10 protein-coding genes are annotated in these 13,381 nt (G+C 70.6%); 5 read left to right on the forward strand and 5 right to left on the reverse strand.

All coding sequences use genetic code 11. The features are described 5' to 3' along the window. Positions 1-523: 523 nt before the first annotated feature. Positions 524-1,702 (forward strand): glycoside hydrolase family 3 N-terminal domain-containing protein, encoded by a 1,179-nt coding sequence (locus AB0L34_RS19650; protein WP_363705772.1) that lies wholly within the window; start codon positions 524-526, stop codon positions 1,700-1,702. Positions 1,703-2,011: 309 nt separating this feature from the next. On the opposite strand, the gene AB0L34_RS19655 is transcribed toward AB0L34_RS19650, so the two are convergent. The 3 genes from AB0L34_RS19655 to AB0L34_RS19665 form a co-directional block, all read right to left on the reverse strand. Next, the gene (locus tag AB0L34_RS19655) at positions 2,012-3,280 is read right to left on the reverse strand and encodes an Ig-like domain-containing protein (RefSeq protein WP_363705773.1); all 1,269 of its coding nucleotides are present in this window, start codon (positions 3,278-3,280) and stop codon (positions 2,012-2,014) included. A 348-nt stretch (positions 3,281-3,628) separates the two neighbouring features. Continuing rightward, positions 3,629-4,750: a HAMP domain-containing sensor histidine kinase gene (locus AB0L34_RS19660; RefSeq protein ID WP_363705774.1), complete on the reverse strand. Its 1,122-nt coding sequence runs from the start codon at positions 4,748-4,750 to the stop codon at positions 3,629-3,631. Further along, complete coding sequence (locus AB0L34_RS19665; RefSeq protein WP_363705775.1) at positions 4,747-5,445, reverse strand: response regulator transcription factor; 699 nt, start codon at positions 5,443-5,445, stop codon at positions 4,747-4,749. The genes AB0L34_RS19660 and AB0L34_RS19665 overlap by 4 nt, the downstream gene beginning before the upstream one ends. Before the next feature lie 166 nt (positions 5,446-5,611). Between AB0L34_RS19665 and AB0L34_RS19670 the strand changes: the two genes are divergently transcribed. Beyond that, positions 5,612-7,159 (forward strand): multicopper oxidase family protein, encoded by a 1,548-nt coding sequence (locus AB0L34_RS19670; protein WP_363705776.1) that lies wholly within the window; start codon positions 5,612-5,614, stop codon positions 7,157-7,159. Between the two features lie 195 nt (positions 7,160-7,354). Here AB0L34_RS19670 and AB0L34_RS19675 read toward each other — a convergent pair whose 3' ends face one another. Further along, entirely contained in the window at positions 7,355-7,714 is a 360-nt protein-coding gene (locus AB0L34_RS19675; RefSeq protein WP_363705777.1) for a metalloregulator ArsR/SmtB family transcription factor, read from the reverse strand. Positions 7,715-7,780: 66 nt separating this feature from the next. On the opposite strand from AB0L34_RS19675, the gene AB0L34_RS19680 reads away from it, so the two are divergent. After that, positions 7,781-8,887, forward strand: a complete 1,107-nt coding sequence (locus tag AB0L34_RS19680) for a cation diffusion facilitator family transporter (protein ID WP_363705778.1) — start codon at positions 7,781-7,783, stop codon at positions 8,885-8,887. Between the two features lie 231 nt (positions 8,888-9,118). On the opposite strand, the gene AB0L34_RS19685 is transcribed toward AB0L34_RS19680, so the two are convergent. Then, a complete protein-coding gene (locus AB0L34_RS19685) occupies positions 9,119-9,499 on the reverse strand; it encodes a YccF domain-containing protein (protein ID WP_363705779.1) in 381 nt (126 codons plus the stop codon). Between the two features lie 313 nt (positions 9,500-9,812). On the opposite strand from AB0L34_RS19685, the gene AB0L34_RS19690 reads away from it, so the two are divergent. Both AB0L34_RS19690 and AB0L34_RS19695 read left to right on the forward strand, forming a co-directional pair. After that, positions 9,813-10,286: a hypothetical protein gene (locus tag AB0L34_RS19690; protein WP_363705780.1), complete on the forward strand. Its 474-nt coding sequence runs from the start codon at positions 9,813-9,815 to the stop codon at positions 10,284-10,286. Between the two features lie 3 nt (positions 10,287-10,289). Further along, positions 10,290-13,178 carry a M48 family metalloprotease gene (locus AB0L34_RS19695; protein WP_363705781.1) on the forward strand — a complete coding sequence of 963 codons (2,889 nt, stop codon included), beginning with the start codon at positions 10,290-10,292 and terminating at the stop codon, positions 13,176-13,178. The last annotated feature ends 203 nt before the right edge of the window (positions 13,179-13,381 follow it).

The raw sequence follows: 13,381 nt of genomic DNA on the forward strand, positions 1-13,381 counted from the left end.
CGATCACCCGGGCCGCCGTGACGCTGCCCCTGCTCGCCGTCGAGGCGGGACTGGTGGAACCGGCCGCCACCCCGGCTGCCGACGCGGCATATACCCCCTAGGGGTATATGGCAACAGGTCCGGTCGCGGCGCACACCCACCTGCTGCAGTACGGGTTCGGGGCCTGGCGGGTGAGTCCGGCGAAGTACCCTACCCCCGACCGGTATTAAGGTCTGAGCCGCCGACCCTTGGGCGTAGGTCCTCCTACTATCATCGAATAGTAGGGGATGTTCGTGCCGCACGCTGTCAGGCGAAGCCTGGTTGAGCGAGCACCGGGTGCCCTGCGACGACCGGATCGACTGCGTGCTGTACGACTACCAGCCGCGCGTTGCCGGGGCGCGGCAACCGCTGCGGGACAGGCGCCAGCCGCGTGAGGTGTCGCTTCCGCTCCCGCGCCCATCGCTGGCGCCGCCGGCTGACCACCGATGGATGAAAGCGGCTCGTATCGCAGCGTACGGACGTCGGTGAGCCTTAGCGTGCGCAGATGACCAGTGGCGCTCTGCCCCGCCGGCTCCTGCTCGCCGCAGCGGGCTCGACCGCAGTGGCGGCACTGACGGCCTGCGAGTCCAGCACCGCCACCTCGTCAGGATCCCGTCCGACAGCGCCATCCACAAGCTCCCCACGCTCGCCACGGGATGAGGCCGACCTGCGCCGCAAAGTCGCCAGCTTGCTCGTCGTCGGATTCCGCGGGGATTGGGTGGACCGCAACGATTGGATCATCAAGGCGATCAGGAATGGTCTCGGCGGTGTGATCCTGTTCGATCAGGACCTGGAAACGAGGTCCGCACGCAACATTCGCTCACCAGGCCAGGTCACGGCCCTGGTGAAGACCCTGAAGGAGTCCTCGCCGGGTCGGCTCATCGTGTCCATCGACCAGGAAGGCGGCCGCACCTCCCGACTCAACCCGAGCAACGGCTTCCCGGTGACGAGATCGGAGGCCGAGGTCGGCGCGATGGACTCTCCGCCCGCGACGCGGGACTGGGCGCAAGGGCTGGTCGCCAGCCTCACCGAGATCGGCGTCAACCTCAACTACGCGCCGGTGGTCGACCTGAACACCAACCCGGAAAGCCGTGCCATCGGAAGACTCGGTCGCAGCTTCTCCGCCGACCCCGACGTGGTGGTCAGGAACGCCAGCGAGGAAATCCAGGTCCACCGGGCCGCAGGCGTCAAGACCTCGCTCAAACACTTCCCCGGATCCGGTAGCGCCGCAGGCAACACAGACTTCGAGGTGGTGGATGTCAGCTCCACGTGGAAGCGTTCCGAACTCGAGCCGTTCCAACGCCTGATCCAGGCTGGGCTCACGGACTCGGTCATGGCGGCCCACGTGCTCAACAGCCAGCTTGACCCCACCTACCCGGCATCACTGTCTCCCACGGTCGTGACAGATCTGCTGCGGGGGCAGCTCGGCTGGCGGGGGCCGGTCGTCAGCGACGACATGCAGGCAGTGGCCATCACCCGCCGCTACGGTTCCGCAGAGGCCGTCGCCCTGGCACTGCGCGCCGGCCTCGACCTTCTCGTCTTCGCCAACCAGCAGGAGTACGACCCAGACATCGTTGACAAGACGCTGGACACGGTGGTCGGTCTGGTCCGTTCCGGACAGCTCACCGAGGCACGCATCGACCAGTCCGTCGCGCGGGTTGACGCCCTTCGCCCCAAACGCTGACGCCCGCAGCCAGAACGTCGCCAGCGTCGATCGTCGGAAGCCTGATCGCGGTGTCGAGTCAGGCCCTACGGTCCCGACGAACATCCCGCCGCTTCGCGGCCTCTCGCGAAGAGCGCGTGCCGGCATCAGGGCGCACAGGGTCTTGCCAGCGAGTAGGCAGACGTGCGTCGTGGCATGCCAGCGTGGCGACCAGTCGTGGCCGAGCAGTTGACCGGGCCGGGGCGGATTCCGCAGCACCTGGTGCCACGGCGCCATGACAGAGCCGGCCCGCTGCGTGGCGGGCCGGCCCTCGTCCACTAACGGTCTCGGTCAGCCGCCGGCGACCGACGGCACCGGCGCCGGCGATCCGCCGGCCACCGCGCCCGGGTGCGGGACCTGGGCCGGCGCGGGCTGCAACCCGGCCGGTACGGGCAGCGCGCTGCCCTTGACGAATTCCTTCCAGCTGACGTTCCAGGCCGTCCAGCCGTTGCCCGGCTGCAGCTGGACCTCGGTGCCCTTGAACGTGACCAGGTCACCGACCTGGGTGATGTTCATCAGCCAGTCGGCGGCTTCCGCGGAGATGTTGGTGCAGCCGTGGGAGACGTTGGTTCTGCCTTGATCACCCTCCGACCACGGCGCCCCGTGGATGAACTCGCCGCCCCAGGTGAGCCGCTGCGCGTCCTCGACGTCGATCACGTAGCCGCCGTTCGGCTCACCACGGGTGTCGAACGTCGTGTACTGGTGCTTCTCCATGATCACCATCTTGCCGCTGGAGGTGGGTGTGCTCGGCTTGCCGAGACTGACCGGGATCTTGCGGATCAGTTTCCCGTCCCGCATGACCGACATCTGCTTGGTGGCGTTGTCGACCTCCAGGGACACGTGCCGGCCGATCTTGGAGGTGGCTCTCCGGTCGGCATCGCCGACCCGGTCCTTGCCGATCGGTAGGCCCTCCAGGCCGGTACGGACGCTGATCGTGGTGCCAGGCCGCCAGAAATCGGGACCTCGGTAGTAGACCTGACTCCCGTCGTCCAACCAGGACCAGACCCCTGGCTGCGGCGGGTCGGTCTTCACGAACAACCGACGCTGCACATCCGCCCTGGCTTCCTTCGGTACGGGCGGATCGAACGCGACAGTTACCGGCATCGCGGTGCCGTACGTCCTGTTTCCCGAGAAGTACAAGGTGCTGGTGATCGCCGGCTTGGCCGGTTTCGGCATCGTGGTGAAGGTGGTCCTGCGGGTGGTGGTGACGCCGGAGTCGCCGGTTGCGGTGACCTCAGCGGTGTAGGTCCGCTGCGGCTGCAAGGTGCTGCTCGGTACCCACGCCGAGCCGTCTCCCCGCGGCTCAGCCCTGACTTCGGCGCCCTTGTCGTCCCTGATCCGTACCGCGGTGACCCGGCCACCCTTGACGACGGTGCCCACCTCGGCGGTGACCGGCACATCTCGTGTCCGGTCGCCGGGTGTAAGGGTCAATTCCAGGGGCGTCGCCCGCCTTTCGGCCGCGCCCGCGCCCGGCTTGCGGTCCGCGGTGCACCCGCCGAGGACCACCGGCGCGGCCGCGATGATGACCGCGTACAACCTCAGTCGCCGTCTCAGTTCCATGATGCGTCCCCCCGTTCATGAATCCCTTCGCCACATTCTCTCTACGAAGCAGCGATAGTAGGACAGTTTCTGCGAACCCACCCCGGGGAATTTCGGACAGCGTTCTGCCCGCCACCGCCCTTTGTTCGTAAGAGCGCAGCGATTCTGCTGTGCGCTCGTCTGACGAGAATGGGGTGAACATGAGGCGTTCCTCCCTGTCGCGGTTCACCTGTCCCTTGGGCCGCAGGAGGACAAGCCGCACAACCTCTTCCACCCGCATCCTTCGACCGAAACGTCCAGCAGCAGAACGATCCCGTCAGCGCGACGAAACGGGAATCCGGCTGCCTGAACCCCTGGGTCGCGCGATCGTCAGCCAGGAAGGTGTGTGCCCGCTGCCGGCAGCGTGACAGTGAATTCGGCACCCGCGCCGGGCCCCTCGCTCGTGGCCTCGGCCTCACCGCCGTGCTGGCGCACGATCGCTCGGGCGACGGCCAGGCCGATCCCGGTACCGCCGTGGTCGCGGTCCCGGGCGGTGTCCGAGCGGTAGAACCGTTCGAACACGTGCGGCAGGTGGGCGGCCTCGATACCGTCCCCGGTGTCGACGACGGACACGCGTACGCCGGTGCGGTGGCGTGCGGTGGTGACGCTCACCTGGCCGCCCGGTGGTGTGTGACGGAGAGCGTTGTCCAGCAGGTTGCCCAGCACCTGAGCCATTCGTTCGATGTCGGCGTCGACCTCGCCCGCGTCCAGCTCGACGACCTCGCGCAGCGTTACGCCCTTCGCGGCGTAGCGGGGCCGGGCCGCCGCGACGGCGGCGCTGACCAACTCGGCCACCGGCACCCGCCGCGGGCGCAGGTCGAGTTGGTGCTCCTCGGCGCGGGACACCGCGACGAGGTCTTCGGTCAGGCGACGCAGCCTCCCAGTTTGAGCGCGCAGCACCGCCCATGTGTCCTCGCCCTCGACGGCGACGCCGTCCTCTGCCGCGTCGACGTACGCCTCGATCGTCGCCACCGGGGTGCGTAGCTCGTGTCCAAGATCAGCCAGGAGCCGACGACGGGTGGCCTCGACGTCGGCCAGCCGCTCGGCCATGGCGTTGAACGCCGCGGCCACCGTGTCGAACTCCGCACCGAGCCCGGTGACGTTCACCCGGGCCCCGTAGTGGCCCCGGCTGACGTCGGTGGCAGCCGCCGCGAGCTGCTCGACCGGGTGCGCGAGCCGCCGGGACACGTACGCGCTGACCGCCAGGGCGGCGACCAACGAGGCGACCAGTGCGACACCCAGCGACAACGCGCTGGCGAAGGTGTACGCCTCCTCCACGTGATGTGCGGTCGCCGCGTCGACGGGTCCCGGGATCTGTCGGAAGTGATCGCGAAAGATCGCCGGGCCGACCACTGCGACGATGAGCCCGATGGTGCTGGCGCCCACGAGCACGACGAGCGCGTGAGCGGCGAACAGCCTGCCGGGCAGGCCGCGTGGAAGCTGAAACCTCATCCCTGCCCCATCCGGTAGCCGATCCCCCGCAGGGTACGGACGAACCGGGCTGCCGCCGGGTCGTCGCCGAGCTTGCGGCGCAGGTGCCCGATGTGCACGTCCACCAGGTGCTCGTCGCCGACCCAGTCGGCGCCCCACACCTCGTCGATGAGCTGCCGACGGCTGAACGCCGCCTCCGGTCGGGCGGACAGCGCCACCAGCAGGTCGAACTCGGTCCGGGTCAGCTGCACCGGGTGGCCGTCGACCCGCACCTCCCGGCCGGTCACGTCGACCCGCAGCGCCCCGATGACGCGCACTGGCTGCGCCGGCGGTACGGCGCCGTCGGGCCCGGTACGCGGCCGGCGCAGCATCGCCCGCACCCGGGCCACCAGTTCCCGCGGGCTGAACGGCTTGGTCAGGTAGTCGTCGGCGCCGACGCCGAGCCCGGCCAGTTTGTCCACCTCCTCGCTGCGCGCGGTGAGCATCACCACGTAGCAGTCGGTGAAGGTGCGCAGTTGCCGGCAGACCTCGATGCCGTCCAGCCCGGGCAGCGCGAGGTCGAGCACGACCACGTCGGGAGATTCCCGACGGGCCGCAGCCACCGCCGCCCGTCCGTCGAAGACGCAGCTCACCTCATGGCCGGCTCGCTCGAGGTAGCTCGCGACCACCTTGGCGAGGCTGCGCTCGTCGTCGACCACCAGTACCCGACCGCTCATGCGCTCCATCCTGCCTGGCCGCCGGCCCGGACGAACGCGCGGCGCTCGCCGGCCCGCCCCTTGCCGGATCGCCCATGAAGATTCCCTGAAGAACGCGGGGTGCCGTGGCGACCGGCACACGGCGAGCGGGACGCTGCAGGCGGACCTTCTAGCGCAAGGAGCAGCCATGGGCCCCACCATCACCCGCCGCCGACTCTTGGCAGGCATTGCCGGGACGGTCGGTGTCGCCGGCACCGCCGGCGCCGCCGCCTGGGCCGGCGGCGCCTTCGACGCCCGGCTGGTGGCTCCGAACGGTGGCCTGGTCGCCCGCACCGAAGCGGCCCGACGCCGGGCTGGCAGCCGAACCGTGTCGGCGACGCTGAACCCGCGCCCGGTCACCCTCGACCTGGGCGGCCCGACCGTGTCCACCTGGGGGTACGCCGACAGCGGGTCCGGTCCGCTGATCCGGGCGCGGGCCGGTGACCTGCTCCGGGTCGAGGTGACCAACAGCCTGCCGGTGTCGACCAGTGTGCACTGGCACGGCATCGCCCTGCGCAACGACATGGACGGGGTGCCCGGTCTCACGCAGGACCCGATCCCGGCCGGCGGCCGGCACACCTACGAGTTCACTGCCCCCGACCCGGGCACCTACTTCTACCACCCCCACTCCGGGGTGCAACTCGACCGGGCGCTGTACGGGGTGCTCGTCATCGACGACCCGGACGAGTCAGGCCGGTACGACGAGGAATGGGTGGTGGTGCTCGACGACTGGGTCGACGGGACCGGCCGCACTCCCGACGACGTCCTCGCCTCGCTGCAGTCCATGGGTGGGCACGGCGACATGAACGGCAGGAGCGGGATGAACCACGGTGACATGGGCGGCATGCCGATGGGTGACATGTCCGGGATGACGATGGACGGCATGGAGACGATGGTCTCCCCGCTTCTCGGCGGCGCCGGCGACGTCGCCTACCCGCACTACCTGATCAACGGTCGGATACCCGCCGCCCCCGCCACGATGACCGGCCGCCCCGGGCAGCGCGTACGGATCAGGCTGGTCAACGCCGCCTCGGATACGGGCTTCCGGGTGGCCCTCGGCGGACACCGGCTCACCGTCACCCACACCGACGGGTTCCCGGTCGCCCCCACCGTCACCGACGCCCTCGTCCTCGGCATGGGCGAACGGGCCGATGTGACCGTGGACCTGGGTGATGGGGTGTTCCCGCTGGTCGCCGCTGCCGAAGGCAAGGCCGGGCAGGCCCTCGCCCTGGTCCGCACCGGCCCCGGTGGTACGCCCCCGTCCGCGGTGCGGCCGGCGGAACTGGACCGGCGCGTGCTGGTCACCGGCGCACTGGACGGGGCGGACGCGGTCACGCTCGACCGCCGTAAGCCCGACCGGGTGCACCGCCTCGTGCTCGGCGGCGCGATGATGCCCTACCGGTGGACCATCAACGGCGCCACCTTCGACAAGTCTGAACCGCTGCTCGTACGACAGGGTGAACGGGTACGACTGGAGTTCGCCAACCAGACGACGATGTTCCACCCGATGCACCTGCACGGGCACACCTTCGCCGTCATCGGCGGCGGTGCCCGCAAGGACACCGTCATCGTCACCCCGAACCAGACCGTCACCGTCGACTTCGACGCCGACAACCCCGGCCAGTGGATGACCCACTGCCACAACATCTACCATGCCGAAACCGGCATGATGATCAATCTGGCCTACGAAGCGTGACCGCTGCGCCCGTCGGCGTCAGGCATTTCCGGAGGCGGCGGAGATAACCAACTGTTGTAGCCAGTGTCGTCGTCATCGAGCGGGATGTGATGGGCCGATCCTGCGTCGACGTCGAGGGGGTCCGCGATTTCACCCCCGACTGGTTCACCGACCCCCGCTCCAAGCCCATCGATCAGTGCGCTGGTCCCCGGGTGGTCAGTCGTGCTCGGGGATGCCGGCCACCCGGTGCGACGCGGCGTGCATGACCTCGGTTACGAGCCGACGCACATGACCTCCCCGGGCGCTGTACAACGCGCGCCGGCCGTCGCGCCGCACCGTGACCAGTCCTGTCAGCCGTAGCTTGCCCAGGTGCTGCGACACCGCCGGCCGCGCCACTCCCAGCGCCGTCACCAGCGCGGTCACGTCGTGCTCCCCGTCGACGAGCAGCCACATCAACCGCAGCCGCGTGCCGTCCGCGAGCATCCGCAACATCTCCGTTGCTGCCTCGACGTGGCTGTCGGCAGGGAGGCGTTGTTGCAGGTCACTGGCACCTGCATCATTGTCGCGTGCGTACATGAGCACATATTATCGCCGCCGTCGGGGGTACCAGCTCCCCTGCCGACAGGGACGTTGGGAGACGCGGTGAACGACCACGATCACGGCCAGGGTCACGACCGTCCGGGCGGTCACGACCACGATCACGGCCAGGGCCACGACCACCCGCACGATCACGGCCATCATCACGGGGGCCGGCTCGCCGCCTGGTGGCACCGGCTGACCCACGCGGTCGTCCCCCACTCGCACGACTCCCGCGCGAAGATCGACCCGGCGTTGGAGTCCTCCCGCGAGGGACTGCGCGCCCTGTGGATCTCGCTCGTCGGCCTTGGGGTCACCGCCGTCGCCCAAGCGGTCATCGTCGTGCTGTCCGGCTCGGTCGCTCTGCTCGGCGACACCCTGCACAACGTCGCCGACGCCCTCACCGCCGTACCCCTCGCGATCGCCTTCCTCCTCGGCAGGCGCGCCGCCACCCGCGCCTACACCTACGGCTACGGCCGGGCCGAAGACATCGCCGGCATCATCATCGTCGCGGTCATCGCCGCCTCCGCCGTCGCCGCCGCCTGGACCGCCATCACCCGGCTGCTGCACCCGGCCGAGGTGACCCACCTGCCCTGGGTGGCCGCCGCCGGCCTCGTCGGTTTCATCGGCAACGAGTTGGTCGCCCGCTACCGCATCCGCGTCGGCCGCCGGATCGGCTCCGCCGCCCTGGTCGCCGACGGCCTGCACGCCCGCACCGACGGCTACACCTCCCTCGCCGTACTCGCCGCCGCCGGCGGGGCCGCCCTCGGCTGGCGCTGGGCCGATCCGGTCGTCGGTCTCGCCATCGCCGTCGCCATCGCCGTCGTCCTCAAGGACGCCGCCCGCGAGGTCTACCGACGCCTCATGGACGCCGTCGACCCTGAGCTGGTCGACCAGGCCGAAACCACACTGCGCGCCGTCGACGGCGTCCGTGACGTCACCGCCGTCCGGCTCCGCTGGATCGGCCACCGCCTCCACGCCGAAGCCGAACTCGTCGTGGACACCCACCTCAGCCTCGTCGCCGCCCACGAGATCGCCGCCGACGCCGAGCACCAACTCACCCACGCCGTACCCCGACTCACCAGCGCCACCGTCCACACCGATCCCCACTGCCACCCCGGCGCCCACCACCACACCGACCTGTCGCACAAGCGCCGGCAGATGATCCGCTGACGACCCGAGCGGGTGACGGTGACCGCACGACGTCTTGCCGGGGTAGCACTCGATCGATGACGATGCGACCGCCGACCTCGGTGACGACCGCGATCCGCCGTAGCTGCGCGACGGGGGTGGTCGTGGGCGCAGGTTGGCGGCGTCCGGCTCGAGTGGCTCCCCCCGTGACCGCTCGAGCCGGGCCTTGCCCTGCCAGGTCCCGGCCAACGCCGTGGATCGCAGGCGCCGCTTCTATGGTGCGTCGACGACCTCGCGACCAAGGGGCCAGAACGCGGCCGGGACGAGCTTGAAGTTGGCGATGCCGAACGGGATGCCGATGATCGTGAGGCAGAGCGTGATGCCAGCGATGATGTGGGTCAGGGCCAGCCACCAGCCGGCGAGCACCACCCACAGGACGTTGGCCAGCCCGGAAGCGATCCCGGCGCCGGGCCTGGGCACGACGGTGCGGCCGAAGGGCCACAGGGAATAGACGGCCAGGCGCAGGGAGGCGACGCCGAACGGAATCGTGATGACCAGCACGAAGCAGATCAGCGCGGCGATACCGTAGCCGGCGGCGAGCACGAGGCCACCGCCGAAGAGAAGCCACAGCACGTTGAGCACGAACCGGATCATGTCTTCCAGCATGACCACCGCGCGCCACTGCGGGTGGCGCCTGACGGCAGCGGCCGTCGCCCGGCTGAGGAGCGCGCCAGCGGCAAGGCCGCTGGGCAGCGGATGACGTTCGGGCGTGGGCTAGACCGGAGCTGCGCTGCTGCACGCTCCTCGAGACCTTGACACGCCACCAACCGGCCTGACTGAACGGCGTGGCTACTACGCCTGGCGCTGCGGTTGACCACCTTGAAGCGCTGTGGTCACATCGATGACTGGCATGTGCCTGTTTCTGATGTGACAGTGGCTTCCTGCGCTTTGTCCCCGGGAGGCTGCGATGGATTCGGCGGTGCACGGCACGGTGGCGGGGGTGGTGCGCGACGTGGTCGCTATCCACGCGCCGGAGGAGCTGCCGGTGGTGGAGGGTCTGGCGGCGCTGGGCGGCCGGGCGGTCGCGCGCCGGTTGCGGGGTTCCGGAGCACGTCGCGGGGCGCTGGGGTTCGGCCTGGCCGACGTCGCGGTGCTGGTTACCCCGGTGGTCTGGCTGGTGCTGAACGAGGTGGCGCAGCGTGCGGCCGGCGCGGCCGTCAACCGGGCGGAGCGGGGGGTCGGCGCGATCTGGCGGCGGGTGTTCCAGCGGGGCACCGGCCAGGTCGTGGTGCCTCCGTTGTCCAAGGAGCAGCTGGGTGAGGTTCGGCGGCGGCTGTTGGAGGTCGCCGCCGAGCGGGGCCTGACCGAGGCGAAGGCGGTCGCGGTGGCCGATGCCGTGGTGACCCGGCTGGCCCTCGACCAGAGCGCTGCGGAGGGGTAGGTCGTGCCCGGTGCCGGACGGCAGCTCGCCGCCACGACGCTGCGTTTCGTGTTGTTGTTGACGCTGCTGCTGGTCGCCAGCGTGTCGATGACTCAGTTCACGCTGGCGAATCTCGGGTTGCTCCGGCCGGCCGCCGTCACCTGCGCCGGCATGGTCCCGACAGATGACCGGCGGGTCACCTGGGACCCGACGGACTGCGTTGAGTTGCAGGCCGTCACACCGCCGTGGTGGGTGATCCCGGCGGCCTCCCTGCTGTTGCTCGGCGCCGCCGCGGTGTTGTTCGCGGTTCTGCCCCACTGGAAGGCCCGACGCGGCCGGGTGCTGCCGCTGGCCGCCGTCGACCGGGAAGGGCAGGTCGGCCGGATGATCGCGGAACTGGTGGTGCAGACCGGGTTGCGACATGCGCCGACGGTGCTGGTCGACCCCACCGCGTTGTCGGCCGGCGCGGTGGTGTTCGGCCGGACCGGACGCCCCAGACTCTGTCTGCACGGTGGGCTACTGGCCCGGATGCGCACCGAGCCGCATGCCGTCCGCGCGGTGCTACTGCACGAGCTGGGGCACATCGACAACCGGGACGTGACGCTGACCTACGCGACGGTCGCGCTGTGGCGGTCCTTCGTCGTGGTGGCGCTCGTGCCGTTCGTGGCCACGCACCTGCACTTGATCGTCAGGTTTCCCTTCACCCCCGGTGCGGTGCCCACGCATCGCAACCTGCTGGCGGCGGCGCTGCTGGTGACACTGGTCTACCTGTCGCGTTCGGACCTGCTCCGGACCCGGGAGTTCCACGCCGATCTGGCGGCGGCGCGGTGGGGCGCGGATCTGCGCGGCTGGTCGGCCGCGTCGCCGGTGCGGGTCGGCCGGGGTCGGCGGCTGCTGGCCGGTTTCGGTGGGCTGTGGCGGATCCATCCCGACTGGGAGTCCCGCCGGCGGGTTCTGGCCGACCCCGGCATGTTGTCCCGCATCCCGGCGCTGGCGATGTTCCTCACCGGCGCCGCCCTGATCCTGGTCGACGCTCAACTGTTCTGGATTGACCCATCGGCGGTCGCCTCGGCGGCCGGCTCGGCGGTCGCTCCGGCGGTAGCCTCGGTGGCCGCGGTGGCGCTGCTGGCCACCGGCGTGATCTCCAGTCTGGTCTGGCAGGCGGTGCTGCCGGCTTGGCAGGCGGGTCGCGGTGGCCCCCGGGGCCTGCGGGCCGGGTTGTGGCTGGGGCTGGGCATGCTGGTGACCGAGTTCGTGTCCGGCCGGGTCGCAATCTGGGAGTGGCTGCCCCAGCAGCCCTTGCTGCTGGTCCTGCTGCTCCTCGCCGGCGTCGCGGTGACCTGGTGGATCACACAGTGCTGCTACCTGTGGGCGTCGGCATGGCCGGGACGCTCCCTCCGTCCGGTGCGGTGGATCGTGTTCATCACAGGCTTCGTCGCGATCGTGGGCTGGATGACGTGGTGGCGCGGCCCGGGTGTCGTTCTGGCGCACGGCATACCCCTACCGCGGAGCAACATCGCGCTGATCTTCGCGCCGGGTGGTCTCGAACCCGGGCAGTTGCTGCCGTACGAGGCGGTGCTGCCGGCCTACGTCACGATCGTCTGGTTGACGTCCATGATGGTGCTGGAGGCCGTGCCGCTCAGCCAGATAGCGGTCGCGGTTTCGTGGGCCATTCCGCTCGCCGCCTGGCTGGTCCGGCCCCGCCCGGCGCCGAACGCAGGTCTGGCGTCCGTGCCGGGGCCGGGTGCGGAGGTCGTCGTCACGCCGGCTCCAGCCATGCCGCCGCGGCCGGTGCCGCTGCCCCGATTCCGGCGGCTGGTGCTGCCCGCCCTCGCCGGTGCGCTGCTGTGCTGGGCCGCGGTCGCGACGACGATGGCGGTCATGCACCTCGCCCTGCCGGTGATCGGGACCCGGGCCCAGATCTTCGTCAACGCCTACCAGGGCTGGGTCACGTTCGCCCTGCTGGGTGCGGCGGCGCTGAGCGCCTCCGTCGCCAGCACGCTCGCCGGCCGCTACCAACTCGTCGCGGCGGTGATCGCAGGCCAGCTGACCGTGCTCGGCGGTTCGGTGGGCGTGCTCGCGCTCGTCGCCATCGACGGCTGCGTGGGGCCGTTGACGCTGTTCCACACGTCCTGCGGCTGGCAGCCAGGGCAGGCGTGGACGGCGTGGCGTGGACTGCTCGGCGGGATTCTGGTGTTGTCGCTGATCGCGGCCATCCCGGCCGCCGGGCTCGTCGCCGGCGCGCGGGCCGTCACCGCCCGGTGGCGGCGGGACCGCCCGGCGGCCGTCCACGTGCCGGGGTGGGCGCGGATGGTGGTGCGGCGTGCGTTCGTCACCGTGGTCATCTCGACGGCAATGACGCTGACGATCGCGCGCGGGGCGTCCGCACCGACCAGCGGGGGCACCGCTGCCCGACCCGGACCGAGCGGCAGCGCCCCGCCGACCGGCGGTGTCGCGCCCACGGCCGGGCCGACCGGTTCCCCGGATTCGCCGCGGTTGAAGGCCATCGAGGTGTCGGCCTGGATCAGCCGGGGTGGCGGCAGCCTGACGACCCGGTTCTTCGACGTGTACGGCAAGTTCGCCGTCGCCATCAGCGACCTGAAGACGCGGAAGCCGGGCGCGAACGGCAAAGTCGAGGTGGACGAGGCCCGGATCCGGCCGCTGTGCGCGAGCATCGAGACGATCGCCGCGGAGGCCGCTCGCTACGCAGCCGTCCCCGACGCGCAGGCGCAGACGAGCTGGCGGTCCTTCGTCGAGTACGCCACGCGGGCGGGCCGCGACTGCTCGCGCTCCTTCGAGACCGGGGACAGTCAGCCGTTCGTCACCTCGATCGCCGACCTGCAGCTCGCGTACACGCACCTGGCAGCGGTCGGCCAACGGTTCACGGACATCCGCAAGGCCGGCGGGGGCTGACGGGCGCGCAGGAGTCGAAAGATCCGTGTTTCTCGATCGCACTCTGGAGCATCCTCCTGCCCTCACCGCAGCCGCGCTCTGCGGAGCCGGCGTCTCAGCGCCGGTGACGGCGACCCGTGCGGGATTCGGATGGTCGGTTCCTCACGTGCGTACGTGATCCTGCAGAAGCGTTCTTGCCGTTTGGAAGGTGTCGGCGCGTGTGG

The organism is Micromonospora sp. NPDC052213 (assembly GCF_040679695.1).
Classification (GTDB): domain Bacteria; phylum Actinomycetota; class Actinomycetes; order Mycobacteriales; family Micromonosporaceae; genus Micromonospora.